This window comes from Fodinicurvata sp. EGI_FJ10296, from assembly GCF_040712075.1.
Classification (GTDB): Bacteria; Pseudomonadota; Alphaproteobacteria; order DSM-16000; family Inquilinaceae; genus JBFCVL01.
This window is the reverse complement of sequence record NZ_JBFCVL010000002.1, coordinates 535,237-555,523: the sequence shown is the minus strand read 5'-3', so window position 1 is coordinate 555,523 and position 20,287 is coordinate 535,237. Positions and strand designations below refer to the sequence as shown.

Annotated in this window: 22 protein-coding genes; 15 read left to right on the top strand and 7 right to left on the bottom strand. The window is 63.9% G+C overall.

Annotated features, from left to right (window positions below; translation table 11 throughout):
• Window positions 1-9 precede the first annotated feature (9 nt).
• A complete protein-coding gene (locus ABZ728_RS05965; protein ID WP_366655040.1) occupies window positions 10-915 on the bottom strand; it encodes a hypothetical protein in 906 nt (301 codons plus the stop codon).
• A 349-nt stretch (window positions 916-1,264) separates the two neighbouring features.
• Between ABZ728_RS05965 and ABZ728_RS05960 the strand changes: the two genes are divergently transcribed.
• Entirely contained in the window at window positions 1,265-1,846 is a 582-nt protein-coding gene (locus tag ABZ728_RS05960) for a YqaA family protein (RefSeq protein WP_366655039.1), read from the top strand.
• 4 nt (window positions 1,847-1,850) lie between these two features.
• Complete coding sequence (locus tag ABZ728_RS05955; protein WP_366655037.1) at window positions 1,851-2,399, top strand: disulfide bond formation protein B; 549 nt, start codon at window positions 1,851-1,853, stop codon at window positions 2,397-2,399.
• 44 nt (window positions 2,400-2,443) lie between these two features.
• On the opposite strand, the gene ribA is transcribed toward ABZ728_RS05955, so the two are convergent.
• Window positions 2,444-3,634 (bottom strand): GTP cyclohydrolase II RibA, encoded by a 1,191-nt coding sequence (gene ribA / locus ABZ728_RS05950; protein WP_366655035.1) that lies wholly within the window; start codon window positions 3,632-3,634, stop codon window positions 2,444-2,446.
• A 207-nt stretch (window positions 3,635-3,841) separates the two neighbouring features.
• Here ribA and ABZ728_RS05945 point away from each other — a divergent pair, with 207 nt between their 5' ends.
• Window positions 3,842-4,756 (top strand): RibD family protein, encoded by a 915-nt coding sequence (locus ABZ728_RS05945; RefSeq protein WP_366655034.1) that lies wholly within the window; start codon window positions 3,842-3,844, stop codon window positions 4,754-4,756.
• Here ABZ728_RS05945 and ABZ728_RS05940 read toward each other — a convergent pair.
• From ABZ728_RS05940 to ABZ728_RS05920, 5 genes are all read right to left on the bottom strand, one after another.
• Window positions 4,749-5,447, bottom strand: a complete 699-nt coding sequence (locus ABZ728_RS05940; protein WP_366655032.1) for a YopT-type cysteine protease domain-containing protein — start codon at window positions 5,445-5,447, stop codon at window positions 4,749-4,751. The genes ABZ728_RS05945 and ABZ728_RS05940 overlap by 8 nt on opposite strands.
• Before the next feature lie 167 nt (window positions 5,448-5,614).
• Window positions 5,615-6,550, bottom strand: a complete 936-nt coding sequence (locus tag ABZ728_RS05935; RefSeq protein ID WP_366655031.1) for a class I SAM-dependent methyltransferase — start codon at window positions 6,548-6,550, stop codon at window positions 5,615-5,617.
• Window positions 6,547-7,677, bottom strand: coding sequence for a glycosyltransferase family 4 protein (locus tag ABZ728_RS05930; protein ID WP_366655029.1), 1,131 nt, complete (start codon window positions 7,675-7,677; stop codon window positions 6,547-6,549). Before ABZ728_RS05930 ends, ABZ728_RS05935 begins: the two co-directional genes overlap by 4 nt.
• Window positions 7,674-8,096, bottom strand: a complete 423-nt coding sequence (locus ABZ728_RS05925; protein ID WP_366655028.1) for a 6-carboxytetrahydropterin synthase — start codon at window positions 8,094-8,096, stop codon at window positions 7,674-7,676. The genes ABZ728_RS05930 and ABZ728_RS05925 overlap by 4 nt, the downstream gene beginning before the upstream one ends.
• 26 nt (window positions 8,097-8,122) lie before the next feature.
• Complete coding sequence (locus ABZ728_RS05920; RefSeq protein ID WP_366655027.1) at window positions 8,123-9,112, bottom strand: zinc-binding alcohol dehydrogenase; 990 nt, start codon at window positions 9,110-9,112, stop codon at window positions 8,123-8,125.
• A 255-nt stretch (window positions 9,113-9,367) separates the two neighbouring features.
• Here ABZ728_RS05920 and ABZ728_RS05915 point away from each other — a divergent pair, with 255 nt between their 5' ends.
• The 12 genes from ABZ728_RS05915 (at window position 9,368) to tilS (ending at window position 20,254) form a co-directional block, all read left to right on the top strand.
• A complete protein-coding gene (locus ABZ728_RS05915; protein ID WP_366655025.1) occupies window positions 9,368-10,117 on the top strand; it encodes a YebC/PmpR family DNA-binding transcriptional regulator in 750 nt (249 codons plus the stop codon).
• Window positions 10,118-10,168: 51 nt separating this feature from the next.
• Window positions 10,169-10,666, top strand: a complete 498-nt coding sequence (gene ruvC, locus ABZ728_RS05910; RefSeq protein ID WP_366655024.1) for a crossover junction endodeoxyribonuclease RuvC — start codon at window positions 10,169-10,171, stop codon at window positions 10,664-10,666.
• Window positions 10,663-11,313 (top strand): Holliday junction branch migration protein RuvA, encoded by a 651-nt coding sequence (ruvA, locus tag ABZ728_RS05905; protein ID WP_366655022.1) that lies wholly within the window; start codon window positions 10,663-10,665, stop codon window positions 11,311-11,313. The genes ruvC and ruvA overlap by 4 nt, the downstream gene beginning before the upstream one ends.
• 5 nt (window positions 11,314-11,318) lie before the next feature.
• The gene (gene ruvB / locus ABZ728_RS05900) at window positions 11,319-12,437 is read left to right on the top strand and encodes a Holliday junction branch migration DNA helicase RuvB (RefSeq protein WP_366655102.1); all 1,119 of its coding nucleotides are present in this window, start codon (window positions 11,319-11,321) and stop codon (window positions 12,435-12,437) included.
• A 1-nt stretch (window position 12,438) separates the two neighbouring features.
• The gene (locus tag ABZ728_RS05895; protein WP_366655020.1) at window positions 12,439-12,924 is read left to right on the top strand and encodes a YbgC/FadM family acyl-CoA thioesterase; all 486 of its coding nucleotides are present in this window, start codon (window positions 12,439-12,441) and stop codon (window positions 12,922-12,924) included.
• Between the two features lie 57 nt (window positions 12,925-12,981).
• On the top strand, window positions 12,982-13,704 hold the full coding sequence (gene tolQ, locus ABZ728_RS05890; protein ID WP_366655019.1) for a protein TolQ: 723 nt from the start codon (window positions 12,982-12,984) through the stop codon (window positions 13,702-13,704).
• A 9-nt stretch (window positions 13,705-13,713) separates the two neighbouring features.
• Window positions 13,714-14,202 carry a protein TolR gene (gene tolR / locus ABZ728_RS05885; protein WP_366655018.1) on the top strand — a complete coding sequence of 163 codons (489 nt, stop codon included), beginning with the start codon at window positions 13,714-13,716 and terminating at the stop codon, window positions 14,200-14,202.
• A gap of 6 nt (window positions 14,203-14,208) precedes the next feature.
• A complete protein-coding gene (locus ABZ728_RS05880) occupies window positions 14,209-15,246 on the top strand; it encodes a hypothetical protein (RefSeq protein WP_366655017.1) in 1,038 nt (345 codons plus the stop codon).
• A 163-nt stretch (window positions 15,247-15,409) separates the two neighbouring features.
• Window positions 15,410-16,714, top strand: a complete 1,305-nt coding sequence (gene tolB / locus ABZ728_RS05875) for a Tol-Pal system beta propeller repeat protein TolB (RefSeq protein ID WP_366655016.1) — start codon at window positions 15,410-15,412, stop codon at window positions 16,712-16,714.
• 119 nt (window positions 16,715-16,833) lie between these two features.
• Complete coding sequence (pal, locus tag ABZ728_RS05870) at window positions 16,834-17,358, top strand: peptidoglycan-associated lipoprotein Pal (protein WP_366655014.1); 525 nt, start codon at window positions 16,834-16,836, stop codon at window positions 17,356-17,358.
• A 158-nt stretch (window positions 17,359-17,516) separates the two neighbouring features.
• The gene (ybgF, locus tag ABZ728_RS05865; RefSeq protein ID WP_366655012.1) at window positions 17,517-18,689 is read left to right on the top strand and encodes a tol-pal system protein YbgF; all 1,173 of its coding nucleotides are present in this window, start codon (window positions 17,517-17,519) and stop codon (window positions 18,687-18,689) included.
• Window positions 18,690-18,721: 32 nt separating this feature from the next.
• On the top strand, window positions 18,722-20,254 hold the full coding sequence (gene tilS / locus ABZ728_RS05860; RefSeq protein WP_366655010.1) for a tRNA lysidine(34) synthetase TilS: 1,533 nt from the start codon (window positions 18,722-18,724) through the stop codon (window positions 20,252-20,254).
• Window positions 20,255-20,287: the final 33 nt, after the last annotated feature.

The window sequence follows — 20,287 nt, the reverse complement described above, 5'->3', positions numbered from 1 at the left end:
CGGACGTCCTCAACTTGGTGGTTTCGGTTGCGGCTGCGGAAAGCCGCTCAGCCGGTCCGGCACCGGCCTGGGTTCGGCCGGTTCGGTGTTTGCTTCGGTGAAGGTCGGTCGATCGGGGGCCCGTTGAGATTCGATTGCGGTATCATTGGCATTATCATCGTCGTCAGCCCCGGTCGCCGCTGCCTCGGCGGCAAAGGTGGCTGTCCGCTCAGGTGCGGCCGGCCGCGATGCCGGCGTCGGGAAGCCGGCGACCCGATCCGGGATCGGGGACGATTCGCTCGCGGTTCTGTTGCTTTCGGCTCCGTTGCCGTCGGTGCCGACGCTGTCGGGCCGCTGCAAGGGAACCAGGCCGGCGAAACCAACCGGCGCAACCTGTTCCTGGTCGGATGTTGCGTCGCCGCTGGCGGGTGCGGTGTCGACCGCCGCCGGCCCATCATCCAGTTCGCCTATCGGCGCGAGCGGTGCCAATGCGATTTGAGGAATATCGATTGTGGGCACCCCGGCCAGCCGCGCCGGCACGGGTGCGTCGGTCGCGACGTCGGGTCGCGATGCCGGCCGGGGCGCCATTAGCGGTGCGCCGTTCAGGGTGTTATCGTCATCGGTAAGCGCCCAGGTGCCGGATCCGGTTCGGCATCCGCTGGCAGCTTTCTGGCCGCTGTCGCTGAGGTTGACGACGAAGTCCCGGCATATGGCCGGATCCGTCCGCGTTTCCACGACCATCATGGTGCCCCGGCCGGACGGCAAACGGTTTTCGCTGTCGGTCGTCGCGGTTTCCAGGAAGGTTTCGATCGCCTGGGCGTCTTCGCTGTCGACGTCGTCAAAGGAAAAACCAAAGGCGTCGCCCGTTGCGATTGCGACACCGACGGACGCCAACAGCAGCGCCGACGCGGCCGAACCGCAAGGCAATCTCTTCATCCCGCGCATCCGCGCGGTCATTCCGCGCGTCCTCGTGACTGATAGCCAATCCGATGTATGCCGGTGTGTCATCGTACCTCGTCTCGCGGGGCTGATCGGGCCTGTTGCGCCATTGTAAAAAAGTACCTCTAAATAGCACCAAAGCAATTCCGTGTCACATGCGACCCGCCTCCATCGACATATCACTCGCGTTTCGTTGCCGCCCGGATGAAATGCTGATACGACCGCCCGTGGCTGGGACCGGAGCGGCATGGGCCGCCGTCGACGCGACCGGTTCGCACATCGCGGGTCGACAGTTCATTGCCCGACAATCCAACCCGCCCGTCAATCACCCGGACCTCGCAGCGCCGTGATTCGATCGCTCTATAATTTCACGATGGACCTGGCCGCCCACCGGCATGCCGTGACGGCGTTGATGTTGATCGCCTTCGTGGAAAGTTCCGTCTTTCCGATACCGCCCGACGCGATGCTGATCCCGATGATCATGGCGGCGCGCGAGAAGGCGTGGAAGCTTGCCGCCCTGTGCACGATTGCTTCCGTCGCCGGCGGAATTGCCGGATACGGCCTCGGCTATTTTCTGTTCGAAGCCATCGCGCGGCAGATCCTCGAATTCTACGGCTATATCGAACAGTTCGAAGCTTTTCGCCTCAACTATAACGAGTGGGGCGGCTGGATCGTCTTCATCTTCGGTGTCACGCCATTTCCCTATAAGGTCATTACACTGGCAAGCGGCGCAACCGAGCTCAACCCATTGGTTTTCATGGTCGCCAGCGTCCTGTCGCGCGGCCTGCGATTCTTTGTCGTCGCCGCTTTGATCTGGTATTTCGGTCCGCCCATCCGGTCGTTCATCGAGCGCCGTCTGGGCCTCGTCTTCCTCGTCGGCTGTGTGCTGTTGATCGGGGGCTTTGCTTCGCTGCAATTCATGGGTTGATGCCATGTCGCCGGGTTCTTCGTTTCTCGTGACTTTCTATTTCCGCTTCGCGCCGCAGTTGTTGCTGGCGGCAAGCATTGTCGTGCTGGGGACGGCCATGGCGTCGGAGCGCTGGGGCGGACTGCTGCCGTGCCCGCTTTGCCTGTGGCAGCGCTGGCCATACTGGGTGGCGATAGCGATGCTGCTGGCGACGATCATCATACCGGGCCGCGATCAGGGCGCGCTGGTACGGACGTTCCTGCTGACGGCTGTCGGCATCACGTTCACTGTCGGCGCCGGGCTCGGTGGATATCATGTCGGGGTCGAGCAGGGCTGGTGGCCGGGCCTCGCCTCTTGCGGCGCGACCGGTCCGGCGCTCCAGTCAGGAATGGCGGCGGAAGATCTGCGCCAGCAACTGTTCGATACACCGGTTGTGCGGTGTGACCGGCCGGCCTGGACACTGTTCGGCATTTCGATGGCAGGCTATAACATGCTCGTCTCGGCCGTGCTGGCCTTCGCCGCCCTGGCCGCAGCCCTTGTCACTTCGCGGCGGGCGGCAAGGGCAGCGCGATAAGTCGGCGGCGGGCTCAAGGGTCGGGGCAAGAATAGGGGAAAAGGTCAGAAGGCGGAATCGTCCAGCATATGGCCGGCCCGCGTCATCTTGGCATTCAGATAGCGGTAATTGTGCTCGTTGACCGTCGACTGGAGTGCGACCCGGTCGACGACTTCGATGCCACCGTCCGTCAGATGGGCGATTTTTTCGGGATTATTGGTCATCACCCGGATCCGGTCGATGTCCAGCGCCCGCAGCATCGCCACTGCGATCTCGTATCGCCGTTCGTCAGCCCCGAACCCGAGCAGACTGTCGCTGTCGATCGTGTCCAGACCGTGATCCTGCAGATCATAAGTGCGCATCTTGTTGGCGAGGCCGATGCCTCGGCCCTCCTGCGCAAGATAGAGGATGAGGCCCCAGCCGTTGTCGGCAATCGTCTGCACGGCGCCGCGCAGTTGTTCGCCGCAATCGCAGCGCAGGGATCCGAAAAGATCGCCCGTCAGGCAAGCTGAATGTAACCGGACCATAGGCGCCGTCTTGCCATCCGGCGTGCCAATCTGAATGGCGACTTGTTCGGTAACGCCGTCGGCGCCCCGAAACACGATGAAGCGCGTGTCTGTCGATTCCACGAGCGGCACCCGCGCTTCGCTGACCTTCTTCAATGTCAGCGCATTGTTCAGCGGCAGGCTTTCGATGTCGCCGCATCCGACACCCAACAAACGCCCCGACGCCAGCAGCCGCTCGACCGCGGGCACCTGACCGGCCGCGATCGGGGCAACGATGAGCGCCGGGACCAAATGGCAGGCTTTGGCCAGATCGATCGCCTGAACCACATCGGCCGGAGCCGGGCGTGCAGCCGCGCCCGCCAGCATGTCGCGCGCTTCCGACGGCCGTAGCGGTGCGCATGCCACCCGTTGCGACCAATCTGTGGCAGTTAGTTTGCCGAATGGTACCCTCAGCGCCTGAGAGCGGGCGCTGCCGTTGACAAATCCCAGCGTCTGCGCCCGTTCTGCCGTGACGACCAGCCTGGCTTCGTTGCCGGCCAGACTGGCGACGGTTGCTGCGGCATCATCATCGCCGTTTTCGACCGATGCGATGATATACGCGTCTGTATTGCCCCAGAGCACGACCGGGCGGCCCCGGCGAAGATCCGTAGCCGCCCGGTCGGCGCGGATGACACTATCTTCCTCGTTGGCAAAAGACGCATTATCGGACAGATTGGCGGACAAGCTGGACTGATGCCACATTGTATTCATCTCTTCTCCGGTCTGCCGGCTTTGTCCCCATCGAAACGGGGCCTCCCATCGGGGCCGGACTGGCGAGCCGCTTTGCAATAGGCAGGCGGCAGATTAGTCTGAGCCCGGAAGGCCGTCGTTCGAACGGGCTTCCGTGACACTCTCGTTACAGTGCATTACGCGAAATGATGCGTAATGGTTCAAAGTCCAGAGTGGAAAATGCGGACTATGCCGGATGTCACGAAAATCTCCGCCGTATGGAGTGCGCTTCTTGAGGCCGACAGGCGTCGCCGCGAGGGATGCGATCGGGCGGAATGCATCGCGGCCTTCGATGGGCGCACGTCCCGGCAGCCCACGCCGTCAGAGGCGTCGGCGCTGAAAGACATGTTCCTGCCGATCGTGCTGGGCGGCGCCGGGTCCGACCGCGAGCCAGGCGGCATCCACGTCATCGCGCAGATGGGAATGAGCCTCGACGGCCGGATCGCCACTGAATCCGGGCATTCCCACTATATCAACGGGCCGGAGAACATCGTTCACCTGCACCGGCTTCGGGCCTTGTCCGATGCCGTCATCGTAGGGGCCGAAACGGTGGTCACCGACGACGCGCGGTTGACGACCCGTCTCGTCGACGGTCCCGACCCGGTGCGGGTGATCCTCGATCCGCGTGGCCGCGTGCCATCGACGGCTGCTGCAGTGACCGGCGCAGGGGGGACGGCGATCGTGCTGACGGGTCCTGACGTGCCACGGCATCGCGGTGAGATTTCGGGCCAGGGTTCGGCCGGAGACCCGCGCCTGGGGCGGGCGACCGTATGCCGCATGAGCGAGGCTGCGATGACCGTTTCTGGCGGATTTCATCCGGCAGCCGTGATCGACCACCTGGCAGCACGGGGGCTGTCACGGCTGTTCGTGGAGGGCGGCGGACGGCTGGTGTCGGCATTTCTGGCCGCCGGCTGTCTTGACCGTATCCATGTGTGCGTGGCGCCGATGATCATCGGTTCGGGCCGGCCTGGACTGGTTCTGCCGCCGATCGATCGGCTGGACGGCGCGATCCGCGCACCCGCCGCCATTTATCGCCAGGGCGCGGATGTTCTGTTCGATCTCGATCTCAGGGAGGCCGACGGCAGGGGGCAGAGTTCTAGATGAAGTCGATGATCTGGACGAAAAAGCTCTTGATCTTGCGGTCGACGATTTCGCCTTCTGCATTTTTCCGCGATCGGTAGGCGGCGATCAGGGCTTTGAAGAGGTTTTCCATGTTGCCGGTACTGACTTTGAATTCACCAAAGTTGGGTTCGAAGTAGTAAAAATGCGAACCGACGCCCAGAACCTTACCGCCGGATTTGTATCCACATGTCGCATGGGCGCCGCCGCCGACCAACGTAAACCCGATCATTGTGTATTGATGGCTTGAGTTGGATGCGGTTTTAATAAAGCTTACAGCTTGACTTACACTTCTTGCGTTGTCTGCATCCATTCGTTTCATTTTACTCTTTGTGATGCGCATATTATTTTCATTAAGAGCGATTGTCTTGACTTCTGACTGCGGCAGCCATTTTTTGTCCATGACGTAAGGGAAGCCAACAGTCTGCGCCATGTGCCAATTCTCGGCCTCATACAGCCTTTGCTTGATATTGGCATGCATGATCGTCGACCAACTGCCAACATAATCGATCCGATCCTGTGCCGACTCACCCTTGTGCGACTTGTGCCGGGCCATCCATTCGCCGCAGAGTCCAAAACAGATGCCCGTCCGCGAATCATGGTCCTGCGGAAACATTGTTTCGATGTAGTTTTTCTGTTTGAACGGGGCGGTGAGGTAGCTGTCCAATGATGGCATTATTTTTTACCCTGCGGTATGCGTAAGGCCCGAATTGCCACTTTGATAGACAAAAATCGCATAAATTTAAGAAAAATGCACTAAAAATGCATACAGGAAAAGCGTTTGCAAGTTCTGGCGGTCGATGTCCGACAGGCAAGCATGCGGGTTCGGAGCGCCGGCACCCCTTAGGGCAGGGCGGTGAGGTCCAGATGGCCGATGGTGATACCCCAGCTGGCTATGTCTTCGGGCGTCTGCAGGCGACGGCGCCAGATGTCGAGCCAGCCGGTCAGGCGGTCGCGGTGGCCCGGCATCGCGTCGGCGGCGGCGTTGGTGACGCCCGTCACCAGCTCAAGGCCAAGGGCGCCATTGCCGGGGCCGAGGCGCCAGGGGCTGTTGCCCGTCGTCACTTCGTATCCGGCGCGGTCCAGCAACCCCGCCAATGTTTCGGCGCCCTGCGGACCGATGGCGCGGCCAAGCCCCTTGTCGCGGCTCTGGTCGGTGTTGAATCCGTTCAGGATCAGGCTGTCGGCAGGGTCGTCGGGATCGAAGGTCATCACGCCGTCATAGCTGAGCGTGAAATGTACAGCCGCCCTCATCTGGCGAACGCGATCGGTGAACGACCGCAGCCAATCGAGCGAGACGAGGTCGAGCAGCGCGGCCCCCGTTATCAGGTCCGGTGCCCGGCCGCCGGTGGCGGCGATGTCGGGGCCGGTGGGGGAGCGGTTCAGATCGCATACGCTGGTGGTGATCTCCGCGCGCCAGGTCTTGCCCGAGAGCACCAGACCGTCTCCCTGTATTTTGGCGCGGACATCGTTGCGGGCGGCCCAATCAGAAAGCCGCTCCGTCGCGGCGCCTAGCAAGACGGGATCATTGTCGACCAGCAGCCAGGTCTGATCGCCGCCCAGCGCGGGCGCCAGAAATCGCAGATTGGATCCGGTCCCGGATCCCAGATCGCGAACGGTGATCGGCCCGCGATCGTCGCGCCATCCCAGCAAGGCGTCGAGTGCCGCTTCCGAGCGCGATGCGTGGTCGACCGGTTCACGCAGGGCCAGCCATTCGGCGTCGAATCCTTCGGCACCCGTCCCCGTCTCAGTCCCAGTCCCCGTCTCCGGCCCGGTCATCGTCCTGCTCCTCCCAACTTCGAGACATCATCCCGAGGTGCCGGTGCGGCGGCGGCCCGATCAGTGACGGTTATCATCTCTGATGCGACCTCGTCCCAGCCGCGCAACCCTTCGCGGGCCCCCAGAGCGCCGGCGCGCAGACGTCGATAGACGGCGTCGTCGGACAGCACAAGTCCGATCGCGTCGGCAAGCGCTTGCGCATCGCCGACCGGAACCAGCATTGATGCCTCGGCGGGTGCAGTGTCGGCAACCGCGCCTGCCCGTGTCGATACGATGGGCAGGCCGCGTGCCACGGCCTCGGCGATTACCATGCCATACCCCTCGTAGTGAGAGGCGAACACGAACAGGTCGCATTCGGCCCAGACGGCTTCCAGGCCGGCGGTGTCCAGTTCTCCCGCCAGCCGGACGCGACCGGCCAAACCGGACCCGGCCAGTTTCGCGCGGATCATGGCTGCCGTCCCGGGGTCGCGATCCGGCGAACCGACAATGCTAAGCTGCCACGGCAGATCTTTGAGCCGGGCCAGGGCGTCGATCAGAACGTCATAGCCTTTGCGCCGGATGAGCGTGCCGACGGTCATCAGCCGGAAGACGCCGTCCGGCCGGTCGGCGGGGGCGGGGTCGGCTTGATCGACACCGGGTTCAACGACCGAAATACGCGAAGCCTCGACATCGAAATCGGCGAGCCGGGCGGCGGTTGCCGGGCTTGTGCAGACGATGTGGCGCGCAGCAAGCAGTGCACGGCGCTCGGAGCGGTAAAGCGCGTCGGCAGCAACGGGGTCTGTGCCGGTTTCGTCGCAAAGCGGATGATGAACGAGTGCCACGAGCGACAGGCGCCCGGCCTCGTTCATGGCAATATCGGGCATGGCACCAAATGCCAGCCCGTCAACGATGGTAACCGCGCCATCGGGGATCTCAGCCATGGCCTGCGCGGCCTCGGCCAGCTCTGCCGGTGCGGGATGCGGGAACGACTCTGCCAGTCTGATCGTGCGCACATCGCGACCCCGCCCGCGCAGGCCATCGACCACGCGGCGATCGTAGATATACCCGCCGGTCCGCGTATCGAGGCTGCCCGGATGGACGAAATGAACGGGAAAGGCGTGCCCGCTCAGGTTCTCAGGCAGGGTCACTGGTGGGCGTCCTTGCCCGCATTGATGCCGCCTTCGAAGGATGCCCAGGCGGCATGACTTTCGTTCAGGGTCACCTTGATCGCCCGCAGCCCCTTGCCGCTGTCGCCCAGGGCGCCGCCGGCAACTCGGTGCGACAGGCGGTCGAAGATCGTTCGCGCCATGAATTCGGTGGTCGTGTTGATGCCCTTGAAGTCGTCGAGATCGTCCAGGTTCTTGTAGTTGAAATCGGCGAGAACTTCCTTGAGGAGGCCGGTCGCGGCCCCGATATCGGTGACCACATTGTCGTTGTCCAGCGAGGAGCGCCGGAACTCCACATCGACAACATAGGTGGCGCCGTGCAGGTTTTGCGCCGGCCCGAATGTCTCGCCGCGAAAGCTGTGGGCGATCATGAAGTGATCTCTGACGCCTACGGAATACATCGTGATGTCCTTTCAGATCGGGGTGGTCAGGTCGCGTTATGGTCGTAACGGATGCGGTGCATAAGCGTTCCGGCCGGTCGGTCGGTCAGCTTCGCCATCGTCGCCGGCAGGTCGCCGAAACGGCTTTCGCCGGTGATCAGGGCGTCGAGTGCCGGATCGGTCAGTAGCCCCAGCGCACAGGCCATACGGCGGCTGAAGTCCCATCGCGGCTGCCGTTGGGCCGGGATGCGGCCAACCTGGCTTGAGCGAACGGTCAGCCGCCGGGCGTGAAAATCCTCACCCAGCGGCATGGCCGGTTCGGTGGTGCCGTACCAGCTGGCCTCGACGATGGTGGCCTCGGTATCGGCAAGGGACAGCGCCTGGCGCAGCCCGTCGGGGTTGGCGCTGGTATGGATGACGGCATCGCGGCTCGGCTCAGCAGCAGCCGCGCCGGGCGGGACGAGCGTCAGCCCCAGCGCGCTGGCCGCCGCCGCTTTGGTCGTGTCAGGGTCAATCAGATCGACCGTCACGCCGGGAATTCGCGCGGCCAGCCAGGCGACGAGACAGCCGACTACGCCGGCCCCGATCACAGCCACCCGATCGCCGATACCGATGCCGGAATCCCAAAGAATGTTGACCGCCGTCTCGGCATTCGCGGCCAGCACCGCCCGCTCCGGCGGTACACCGTCGGGCAGGGGGTGGACCATGGCGGCGGGCGCGACAAACCTGTCCTGATGGGGGTGAAGGCAGAAGGCTGATTTGCCCTCCAGGACCGCGGGCCCGCTTTCGACCGTTCCGACGGCGATATAGCCGTATTTGACCGGAAAAGGGAAGGTTCCCTCCTGCAGCGGGGCGCGCATGGTCTGCCATTGGCTTTCCGGCACCCCTCCGGTAAAGACGAGACTTTCCGTGCCGCGGCTGATGCCGCTATAAAGAGTGCGCATTACGACATCCGCCGCCGTCGGTGCCGGAAGCGTCGTCTCACGGATTTCCCCCTGTCGGGGCCCGGTGGTCCAGAAGGCGTTGGCAGTGGGCATCGGTGCTGGCGGCCTCGTTGTTGTTGCGCTTCGGGGGCCATTGCGCCACCCGGCAGAGACCATAGGCATTCCGGACGGTCCGTGGCCATAGCAGACAGACTGCGAAGTCGGCCGAAAGGTATGCTAGATAAACGCGTAAGATCAGCGGACAAGGGGCGCCGGGCACATTACGGGCCTTGACCGGCGGGCGGTGATTGCCCAAAGGATGTGCGGCTATCAATCGATCGAGTATCAGCAATTCGGGACCGGGCGACCATGGCGGGCCATTCTCAGTTCAAGAACATCATGCATCGGAAAGGCGCGCAGGACGCAAAGCGCGCCAAGATATTCACCAAGCATATCCGCGAGATCGAAACCTCCGTTCGGGCCGGTAGCCCGGAGCCGGAGAAGAATCCGCGACTGCGGGCGGCCATTCAGGCGGCCAAGGGCGACAACATGCCCAAGGACAACATCGAGCGGGCGATCAAGAAGGCCAGCGGCGCCGGCGACGGCGCAAACTACGAGGAAGTCCGCTACGAAGGCTATGGGCCGCAGGGCGTGGCGATCATCGTCGAAGGCCTGACCGACAACAAGAACCGGACGGCCGCCGAGGTCCGCGCGGCCTTCGCCAAGCACGGCGGCAGCCTGGGCGAGACCAATTCGGTCGCCTTCACGTTCAATCAGGTCGGCGAACTGATCTTTCCGGCAGAGGGGATCGATTCCGACGCCATGTTCGAGGCGGCGCTGGAAGCGGGCGCCGAGAATGTCGAAACCGCCGGCGACGACTATAGCGTGACCTGTGTCGCGGAAGACTTCTCCGAGGTGCGCGATGCGCTGGAGGCCCGGTTCGGGGTGCCGAAATGGGCGGGGCTGAGCTGGAAGCCGAACAACACCATTCAGGTGGACGAGGACACGGCCCGGACGCTGATGAAGCTGATCGACACACTCGAAGACAACGATGACGTTCAGCGCGTCTCGTCGAACCTGGAAATTACCGAAGACGTCATGGCTGCTCTGTCGGCCTGAATCGGGCCCGATTGCCGATACGATTGCCGGGACTGCTCGGAAGAGGGCGCAATGCGGATCATCGGGCTGGACCCCGGACTGCGGACGACAGGCTGGGGCGTGATCGACGTGGCCGGCTCCCGTCTGCGCCATGTCGCGGACGGCGTCGTCACGACCGACGCCGCCGCCGCGCTTTCGGATCGGCTCAACCAGTTGCATGACGGGCTGATGACGGTACTTCAGCAGTTCGATCCGGCTGAAGCCGCGATCGAGGAGACCTTCGTCAACAAGAACCCGACTTCCACCCTGAAACTGGGCATGGCGCGGGGCGTGGTACTGCTGGTTCCCGCCCGGCGCGGCCTGCCAGTCGGTGAATACAGCGCGAACCACGTCAAGAAATCGGTCGTCGGGGCCGGTCACGCCCAGAAGGAGCAGGTACAGCTTATGGTGCGCATGTTGCTGCCCGGCACTACGCCAAAAAACGCAGATAGTGCCGACGCGCTGGCCGTGGCGATCTGCCATGCCCATCACAGTCAGACAAATCGGCGCATCGCCGGCGTTCCCTCGTGATTGCCAAACTGCGCGGCATTCTCGACATGGCCGGTACGGACAGCGCCGTCATCGATGTCGGCGGCGTCGGTTACCTCGTGTTCTGCTCCGGGCGCACGCTTTCGCGGTTGGGCGAGCCGGGGGCGCCGGTGACCGTGATCGTGGAAACCCAGGTCCGCGAGGATCACATCCATCTGTTCGGATTTGCCGAGGCGCGGGAGCGGGACTGGTTCCGGTTGCTTACAACGGTTCAGGGCGTGGGAAGCCGCGTGGCGCTGGCGATCCTGAGCGTCCTGGCACCCGACGATGTCGCCAATGCCATCATGGCGCAGGACAAGGCCGCGCTGACCCGCGCCGACGGCGTCGGGCCGAAGCTCGCCGGGCGGATCCTGTCGGAATTAAAGGACAAGACTGGCTCGATCGGCGTGCCCGGCAAGGCCGGCGCCGCTGCCGGCATCGCGGCTGCGGCGCCGATGGGTGACAGATCGGATGCGCCAGCCGGCGCCACCGGCGATACGCTGGTCGAAGACGCGGTTTCGGCTCTGGTCAATCTGGGCTACGGTCGCAGTGATGCTTTTGCGGCCGTCCGGACGGCGATGGGCGACCTCGGTACCGGAACGTCGCTTGCGCGGCTGATTCCGCGGGCGCTGAAGGAGTTGGCGCGGTGAGCACGATTGACCCAACCCATGGTACCGAATTCGGGGGCGGCGAGGACGAAAGCCGGCTGGTGTCAGCGGACTTCGCCACCGGCGATCGGCAGGAAACGGCGCTCAGACCCGACCGGCTCGACAGCTTCATCGGACAGCAGCAGACGCGTGCCAATCTCAAGGTTTTCATCGATGCGGCCGTGGCCCGGGGCGAGGCGCTGGACCATGTACTGCTGCACGGGCCGCCGGGGCTGGGCAAGACGACGCTGTCGAACATCGTCAGCCGGGAACTGGGCGTCGGATTTCGCGCGACATCGGGACCGGTCATCCAGAAGGCCGGCGACCTGGCGGCAATCCTGACCAACCTGCAGCCGCGCGACGTGCTGTTCATCGACGAAATCCACCGTCTCACCCCGGTGGTCGAGGAAATTCTCTATCCGGCGATGGAGGATTTCCAGCTCGACCTCGTCATTGGCGAGGGGCCGGCCGCCCGCAGCGTCCGCATCGATCTGCCGCCCTTTACCCTGGTCGGCGCGACGACGCGCTCGGGCCTGCTGACCACGCCGCTGCGGGAGCGATTCGGCATTCCGCTGCGTCTGGAGTTCTATACCGCCGTTGAACTGGGACTGATCGTCAGCCGGGCAGCCAAGCTGCTGAATTGCGACATGACGGTCGACGGCGCCGCCGAGATCGCCCGCCGGTCGCGCGGAACGCCCCGCGTCGCCTCGCGGCTGCTGCGCCGCGTGCGCGATTTCGCTGCTGTCGAGGGTCAGTCCCGCGTCGACCGCGCCATAGCCGACCTGTCGCTGAAGCGTCTGGATGTGGACGAGAACGGCCTGGACGCCATGGACCGGCGCTATCTGTCGATCATCGCCCGGATCTATGGCGGCGGTCCCGTCGGCGTCGATACGCTTGCTGCCGCCCTGTCGGAAGAACGTGATGTTCTGGAAGACGTGATCGAGCCGTATCTCCTCCAGCAGGGGCTGCTCCAGCGAACGCCGCGGGGACGGGCGCTGACCCGGTCCGGATTCGTTTATCTGGGGCTGGACGCGCCAGCGGCCGGACCGGCGCCGCAGGCGCGTTTCGATTTTGCGGCCTCTGACGGCGGCCCGGCGACCGATAGCGACAAGCAAACGGAGCCATAGCATGACCGACGCCGTGGATGACGGGCGCCTGTCGCCCGCCCCCGCACATGTCCACCGAGTCCGCATCTATTGGGAAGACACCGATGCATCGGGAATCGTCTACCACGCCAATTATCTGAAGTTCACCGAGCGGGCGCGGACCGAATGGCTGCGGGCTCTGGGCCGCTGGCAAAGCCGGGTACTGGACGAATCGGGGATCGCCTTTGTTGTGCGGCGTGCCGAGATGGAGTTCCACCGTCCGGCCCGGCTCGACGACCTGCTGGATGTCGAAACGCGGCTGGGTCGGGTGTCCGGGGCCACATTGACCGTGAACCAGAGCATCATCGCCGTCGAAGACAGCGATTCCGGCGATGAGCGGGCCGAATCCGATACCGATCGATGTTTTCGCCCGACATTAGTCACAGTCTGTGTGCAACTAGCATGTGTCGACCAGCGCGGACGGGCTGTACGATTGCCGCCAGCGTTCCGCGCGACGGCGTCGGCGTAACGGGCAGGGATAACTGTTGGTTACTGGAACGGTAGATTCGGGGATGGTGGGTTTTCGATGGACGAATTGAGCACTGCGCAGCTGGCCGGCCAGGCCGCCCATGATCTGTCGCTCTGGGGGCTGTTCCTTCAGGCGGACATCGTTGTAAAGATCGTTATGCTGCTGTTGATCGTCGCGTCGGTCTGGTGCTGGGCGATCATCTTCGACAAGGCCCGCAAGATCCGCCGCCTTCGTGCCGCCGCCGACGATTTCGAGGAGTCGTTCTGGTCAGGCGGATCGCTGGAAGATCTCTATGACCGCGCAGGCCGGGAGCCGCAGGAACCGATGGCGGCAGTCTTCGGCGCCGGCATGCGCGAGTGGCAATATTCGACCGAAACGCCAGGCGACGGCCACGGCCATCTCAGGGCCGGGTTCGATTCGCGGCTGGAGCGCAGCATGGGGCTGACGCTCTCGCGCGAAATGGGTGAGACCGAGCGCGGGATGACGTTTCTGGCGTCGGTCGGGTCGACCGCGCCGTTCATCGGCCTGTTCGGCACGGTCTGGGGCATCATGAACTCGTTCACCTCGATCGCGGCGTCGGCGAATACCAGCCTCGCGGTTGTGGCGCCGGGGATCGCCGAAGCACTGTTCGCTACGGCGCTCGGCCTGTTCGCGGCTATCCCGGCCACCGCGGCCTATAACAAGTTTTCCAACGATCTCGCCAAATACGCCGAACGTCTGGAAAACTTTGCCGGCGAATTCGGGGCGATCCTGTCGCGCCACATTAACGAGCGGACATGATCAATGGCCATGACGCCGAATAGTGGCACGCGATACCCAAGCAACGGGCGCGGCCGAAGGGCGGGGCGGGCCTATCGTCCCATGGCCGAGATCAACGTCACGCCGTTCGTCGATGTCATGCTGGTGCTGCTGATCGTTTTCATGGTCACGGCGCCGTTGTTGACGGTCGGCGTCGAGGTGGATCTGCCCCGGACCGAGGCCCGGCAGCTCGAACAGGAAGCACAGGATGATCCGGCCGTGATCACGGTGGACCGGGATGGCGCCGTTTTCTTCGGCGAAACCCCGGTGGAACTGGCGACCCTTGGCGAGACGATCCGTGGCGTGCGCGGCGAGAATCCGAATATCAGAATCTTTGTGCGCGGCGATCGGACGATCCAGTACGGGCGAGTCATGGAAGTGATGGGCGCCCTGAACACCGGAGGCTTTACCAATGTGGCGCTGGTGGCGGAACTGCCATCGCCCGCTGGTGATTCTGCTTCGCCTGCGGCCGGCCCATAGGCAGGCATGATGCGATCGAGTGTTGCCTCTTCGATAGTTCTGCATCTGTTGATCCTCGCGGTCATCGTGCTAGGGCCATACATCTTCCAGCGCCCGCGGCCGGAAATCGCTATTTCGCAGGTATCGGTCATCACGGCCGAAGAGTTCGACCGCGCACAGGGGAACGTAACGGGGGGAGAAACGGCCGCCGCGACGCCGGAGCCTGAGCCGGAGCCGGAGCCGGAACCTGAGCCGGAGCCGGAGCCCGAGCCGGAGCCGGAGCCGGAGCCTGAGCCTGAGCCTGAGCCGGAGCCCGAGCCTGTTCCCGAGCCCGAGCCCGAGCCTGTTCCCGAGCCTGAGCCCGAGCCTGAGCCGGAGCCGGAGCCTGAGCCTGAGCCTGAGCCTGAGCCGGAGCCGGAGCCCGAGCCTGTTCCCGAGCCCGAGCCCGAGCCTGTTCCCGAGCCTGAGCCCGAGCCTGAGCCCGAACTTGCGGAGGTCACGTCACCGCCCCAGGCGCCGCGGCCCGGACAGCGCCCGCAACCGCCTCAGCCCCAACCGGAGCCCGAACCCGAGCCTGAACCGGAGCCCGACCCCGAACCCGACCCCGACCCCGACCCCGACCCCGAACCCGACCCCGACCCCGACCCCGACCCCGACCCCGACCCCGCGAGCGACGACCTGGGAGCGCTGCTGGACGATCTGGCTTCTCGGGACGAGGCAACGCAACCGCGCCAGTCAGGCCCCAGTCAGCCAACACGGTTGGGTCGGGCGGACGAAGACGCCTTGCGGGCGGCCGTCCGTGAATGCTGGAATGTGGATGCGTTTGCGGCGGAACAGCCGCCGGCAGTGCTGATCAATATCCGGATGAATGCGGATAAGACGGTTGCCGATGCGACGGTCGACGACATGCAGCGCTATAACAACGACAATGCGTTCAGGGCCGCGGCCAATGCTGCCCGCCGGGCTGCCATGAACCCGCAATGTCAGCCCTGGCCGCTTCCGGACGGCCGCTATGACGAATGGCAGTATATCGAAATGAACTTTGATCCGAGCGATATGTTCTGACTACGGACTGGTATTGAAGTGGTTGTAAATGCCCATGAGGGAGCGTGAAAGCATGACGAATGGTTACTCGGCCGCTGGGCCGGCACTGCATTCCCGATGGATTGGTGCACTACTGGTTGCCGGCACGGCCCGGCTAAGCCGTTGGGCGAATATGGTGCCAGTAATGAGCGCGTTAATGGCCGTCGCTGTTCTGGTCATGCCCGGGCAACCCGCTCAGGCGCAGGTTCAGATCGATATTACTCAGGGCGTGACCGAACCGCTGCCGATCGCGATCACGAACTTCGTCGGCGCCGATGGCGGAGACTCCGAAGTCGGCCGCGATATCGCCTCTGTCGTTGCAGCCAATCTGCAGCGGTCGGGTGTTTTCAGGCCGATCAGCCCCGGTTCCTTCATTCAGTCGCCGCAGGACATTCAGTCGGGGCCGAATTTTTCGGAATGGTCGATCATCAATGCCCAGGCGCTTGTCGGCGGTCGCGTCCGGACCGAAAGCGACGGCCGGTATCGGGTGGAGTTTCGGCTCTGGGACGTCATCAACGAAAGCCAGATGGTCGGGCTGGCCTATTCAACCGCGCCTGACAACTGGCGGCGGGTGGCCCATATCATTTCCGATGCGATCTACAGCGAGATCACCGGCGAGGACGGGTACTTCGATACGCAGATCGTCTATGTCTCCGAGAGCGGCCCCGGTGACAACAGAACCAAGCGCCTTGCGATCATGGATCAGGACGGTGAAAATCACCGCTTTCTGACCGACGGCAGTTCTCTTGTCCTGACACCCAGGTTTTCGCCCTCGGCACGTGAAATAACATATCTGTCGTATCAGAATAACCGACCCCGGGTATTCCTGTTCAACATAGACAGCGGCCGGCAAGAAAGCCTGGGCGAATTCCAGGGCATGACATTCTCGCCGCGTTTTTCGCCCGATGGCAACCGCGTGGTCATGAGCCAGGCGGTGCAGGGGAATTCCGACATTTATGTAATGGACCTTCGGACCCGCGACATGCGGCGGCTGACCGATGCGCCGGGCATTGATACGTCGCCCAGCTTCTCGCCCGATGGGGGCCAATTGGCTTTCGAGAGCGACCGTGGCGGCAGCCAGCAGATCTATACGATGAATGCCGATGGTTCCAATTCGCGGCGCATAACGTATGGTGACGGCCGCTACGGAAGTCCGGTTTGGTCGCCGCGTGGCGATCTGATCGCGTTTACCAAAATCGAGGGCGGGCGGTTTCACATCGGCGTCATACGCCCCGATGGCACGGGCGAACGAATACTGGCCGAGGGCTACCATGTCGAGGGTCCGACCTGGGCGCCGAATGGCCGGGTGCTGATGTACTTCACCGAGACGCCCGGATCGTCGGGAGCGCGTTCGGCGCTGAGGGCCGTGGACATTTCCGGCGCTCACAGCTGGAACGTGCCGACGCCTCAGGATGCGTCCGATCCCGCCTGGTCGCCATTGATTCCGTGAGCGTCGGCCCGTCTTGTGATCTGCGGTGGATGGTGTATCCCCAACCTTGAATCCCCTGCCGACGAACGCGGCCACCCGCGCCCAACAACCAGTAATGATCAAACAAGGATGATATTTCGATGCGGTTAAAATTTGCAGCAGTCATGGCGACGGCAATTCTGGTGGCAGCCTGTTCAAGCACACCCGACCAAACAGCCTCCGCAACCGGCGAAGGGACTTTCAGCGATGGCGATGGCGCCGGTACCGGCACCGGAATCGACCGTCAGGTCGCCACCGGCGACGTCGCTCCGGGATCTCAGGAAGATCTCGTCGTCAATGTCGGAGATCGGGTCTTTTTCGGCTTCGATGAATATCAGATCAGTCAGGAGGCGCAGAATACGCTGCGCCAACAGGCCCAGTGGCTCAACCGGTATCCGAACATCAATGTGGTCATTGAGGGCCATTCCGATGAGCGCGGGACGCGGGAATACAATCTGGGGCTTGGCGATCGCCGCGCCAACGCCGTCAGGAGCTTTCTCGTCTCACAGGGCGTCTCGGACAGTCGGATAAGCACCGTCAGCTATGGTAAGGAGCGCCCGGCGATTCTCGGCAGCAACGAAGACGCCTGGGCGCGCAATCGCAGAGGCGTCACGGTCGTCAACTGAACGGGGATACAATCGACATCGGCCGGGTCGACGCTGCCCTACCAGAGCGACCGGCCGATGGCGGTCACAGCATTGCCGCTTTGCGATGTCAGTGAATACGACCACATATCGAGTTGTGGCATAAGTTGAGTATGCCGTTTCGCAAGGAGCCGGATCAGATGATCGTCAGAATGTCGCCTGCAGCGCCGCCACGAACTGCCCGGATTGCCGGACGGGGGCGGGGCCGCTTGGCCGCCGGCGCGGGCGTTGCGATGGTGATGGCCTTGTTGACCGCCAGCCCGTCGGCAATGGCCGATCAACGCATCGATTTGGCGACACCGACCCTGTCGGGCAGTGAGATCGACAGCGGAGTGCATGGCTACGGCCTTCATCTTGCGCAAGCGCCCCGATCCCTTATCGATGGGTTCGGTTCTCGTGGATCTTCGGTCCAGCCGATTCAGTCGCTTTCATCGGACTATGCCGCATCCGTGGAAACGCGGATTCAGGCACTGGAGCGTGAGATCTCCGAACTGACCGGCCAGGTCGAGGAGCTGAGGTTTCGAAACGAGCAGTTGGCCGCGCGACTGGACCGTGTGCTCAACGATGTCGAATTCCGACTGTCCGAGTTGGAATCCACCGGCAGTGGGGCCGCCGGACAGAATGCTCAGCAGAGCAACGGTACCGTCGACCAGTCGGTGGCGTCGGGCGCAGGGACCGGTGCGGAGCCGGCCTCCGGAAACGGGGACACCGGGGGCGAACGTTCTGTTTCCGGCGATGGCGAGATGACCGATACGATTCGCACGTTGGGGACGATTCCGCTGACCGGGGGGCGTCCGGCGCCGCCGGAAGAATCCGCGGGCTCCGGCAATCGATCCGGGGGCACCTCGGCGCCACAGTCGAATGCCGCTGATTCCGGATTCGACGCTGGCGATGCGATGGCCGAGCTGCCATTGCCCCAGGGAGAAAGCGGGGAGGCCAGCGCGGATTACGATGAGGCGTACGGGCTGTTGACGCGCGGACGGTACAGCCAGGCCGAAGAGGCATTCCGTGCCTTCATAGACCGTCATTCCGGTCATCGGCTTGCTGATAACGCCCGCTATTGGCTTGGCGAAACCTTTTATATCCGCGAACGGTACGAGGATGCTGCCCGTACGTTCGCAAGCGCCTATCAACAATCGCCGGAGGGCAACAAGGCTCCCGACAACCTGCTGAAGCTGGGGCTGTCATTGGCGTCGCTCGATCAGCGCGAGGATGCATGCACTGCGCTTACCCGTGTTTCGGAGAATTTTCCCGACGCGCCTGGCGCCATTTCCGATCGGGCACGGCAGGAGCTTTCCCGCCTGTCGTGCTGAGCGGTTTGTTTAAACAACGCGAGACAGTGCGTGTGAAACCGGGCGCAGCGTCATCACCGGAGACGATCTCGGAGCGCTTGCTGGCATCCGCAGAACAGGATTTTGGCGCCGTTGCAAACGCGGACGGGGGCGGCGACGGATCGCCTTTGGTGCTCGCCGTATCCGGCGGTGGCGACAGCATGGCCATGGCCTGTCTGGCCAGTTTCTGGGCGAAACGTACGGGACGCCGCCTGCTTGCCGTGACGGTCGACCATGGGCTGAGACCAGAGAGCGGTGACGAAGCGCGCCGCGTGGGTACGCTACTGGCGCCATTGGGCATCCGGCATCGGATCGTAATCTGGGAACACCCGCCGATCGGCGGCGGTGTTCAGGCCAAGGCTCGCGAGGCGCGGTATCGGCTGTTGGGCGACGTCTGTCGCGACACCGGTGCGCAGTGCATGATGACGGCACACACGGCAGACGATCAGGCAGAAACGGTCGCAATGCGGATATTGCGCCGGTCGGGTCCCGACGGCCTGGCCGGAATGACGGCCCTGCGCGATCTGGGCGGGGTCATTCACGCGCGCCCGCTGCTGAGTTGGCGCCGCGCGATGCTGCGGCAGGTTTGCCGCGAAGCTGGCATCGGGTGGATCGAGGATCCGTCCAACGACGACGCGACCTACACCAGAATCGCAATGCGCCGCGCCCTCGCGACACAGGTGCCCGATACGGCCGAGGCCGGGACGGACCTGACGTCGGAGCTGCTCCGGCTGGGGCGTGCAATGGGGACGGTACGCAGACACATCGAGCAGGCCGTATTGGCGGCAGGCAGTCGTTATCTGACGATCGATGCCGCGGGCGAGGCGGAGATCGCGGCGGACGGGCTGCGTGGCCTGGCGCCTGCTGTGGCCGACAGACTGGTCGCGCGCGTACTGACCGCCATCGGCGGGCGCGGGTTTCCGGTCGAACCGGCTGCCGGTGCCCGGGCGGCAGCACTTGTTGGTCAGGGCCACGATGGCGGGCCGGGACGAGGCCATCTGTCTATTTCAGGCTGTCTTTGCCGTATGGCGACCGGCAGGAAAGCCGGCCCGTTTGCCGGGCAGACAGTGCTGAGATTGGTGCGTGAGCCCGGGCGGACGACCAGTCGCATGCGCGTAGCGGCTGGCGATACGGTATTGTGGGACAACCGCTTCATGGTTGGTCCGGTACCGGTGGCTGGATGGGTAGTGGCGCGGCAATCGCTCACGGACCTTGGCGGGACGGCCAAAGAGGCCCATCTGATCTCTATTGGCCGTACCTTCTGCTGTGGCGGTGTACGGGGTACGGGTGATAAGCTTGCGACAACTCCGTTCCTGAGCGACGAGGCGGGGCGTCCGATTGCCGCACCGCTCATTGCGAACCAGAAGGTTTCGGCGGTTGTTGGCGATAGTGCCGGCGGGGCGATCGGCGCGATGGGCGGAGTTGACGGGCCTGCGGAAGGCCCCGGAATAGAGCCAGGCGAGGTTTTCGGCATCCGCTGGGCGCCGAGGATTCCGCCGGATCGGCCAGCGTTCGCCGTTGTTGGAACGGCGAACCGCATTATTTAGTGTAGAGGGGACGGGTTTCGACCCGGCGGTGAG

What these genes read in the sequence shown, in the direction of transcription:
- tolB (WP_366655016.1), top strand. Translation starts at nt 15,410, where the DNA reads ATGAGCGCGTTAATGGCCGTCGCTGTTCTGGTCATGCCCGGGCAACCC.
- tolR (WP_366655018.1), top strand. Translation starts at nt 13,714, where the DNA reads ATGACGCCGAATAGTGGCACGCGATACCCAAGCAACGGGCGCGGCCGA.
- ABZ728_RS05925 (WP_366655028.1), bottom strand. Translation starts at nt 8,096, where the DNA reads ATGTATTCCGTAGGCGTCAGAGATCACTTCATGATCGCCCACAGCTTT.
- ybgF (WP_366655012.1), top strand. Translation starts at nt 17,517, where the DNA reads ATGATCGTCAGAATGTCGCCTGCAGCGCCGCCACGAACTGCCCGGATT.
- ABZ728_RS05935 (WP_366655031.1), bottom strand. Translation starts at nt 6,550, where the DNA reads ATGACCGGGCCGGAGACGGGGACTGGGACTGAGACGGGGACGGGTGCC.
- ribA (WP_366655035.1), bottom strand. Translation starts at nt 3,634, where the DNA reads ATGAATACAATGTGGCATCAGTCCAGCTTGTCCGCCAATCTGTCCGAT.
- ABZ728_RS05920 (WP_366655027.1), bottom strand. Translation starts at nt 9,112, where the DNA reads ATGCCCACTGCCAACGCCTTCTGGACCACCGGGCCCCGACAGGGGGAA.
- ABZ728_RS05945 (WP_366655034.1), top strand. Translation starts at nt 3,842, where the DNA reads ATGCCGGATGTCACGAAAATCTCCGCCGTATGGAGTGCGCTTCTTGAG.
- tolQ (WP_366655019.1), top strand. Translation starts at nt 12,982, where the DNA reads ATGGACGAATTGAGCACTGCGCAGCTGGCCGGCCAGGCCGCCCATGAT.
- ABZ728_RS05955 (WP_366655037.1), top strand. Translation starts at nt 1,851, where the DNA reads ATGTCGCCGGGTTCTTCGTTTCTCGTGACTTTCTATTTCCGCTTCGCG.
- ABZ728_RS05895 (WP_366655020.1), top strand. Translation starts at nt 12,439, where the DNA reads ATGACCGACGCCGTGGATGACGGGCGCCTGTCGCCCGCCCCCGCACAT.
- ABZ728_RS05915 (WP_366655025.1), top strand. Translation starts at nt 9,368, where the DNA reads ATGGCGGGCCATTCTCAGTTCAAGAACATCATGCATCGGAAAGGCGCG.
- pal (WP_366655014.1), top strand. Translation starts at nt 16,834, where the DNA reads ATGCGGTTAAAATTTGCAGCAGTCATGGCGACGGCAATTCTGGTGGCA.
- ABZ728_RS05880 (WP_366655017.1), top strand. Translation starts at nt 14,209, where the DNA reads ATGATGCGATCGAGTGTTGCCTCTTCGATAGTTCTGCATCTGTTGATC.
- ABZ728_RS05940 (WP_366655032.1), bottom strand. Translation starts at nt 5,447, where the DNA reads ATGCCATCATTGGACAGCTACCTCACCGCCCCGTTCAAACAGAAAAAC.
- ABZ728_RS05965 (WP_366655040.1), bottom strand. Translation starts at nt 915, where the DNA reads ATGAAGAGATTGCCTTGCGGTTCGGCCGCGTCGGCGCTGCTGTTGGCG.
- ruvC (WP_366655024.1), top strand. Translation starts at nt 10,169, where the DNA reads ATGCGGATCATCGGGCTGGACCCCGGACTGCGGACGACAGGCTGGGGC.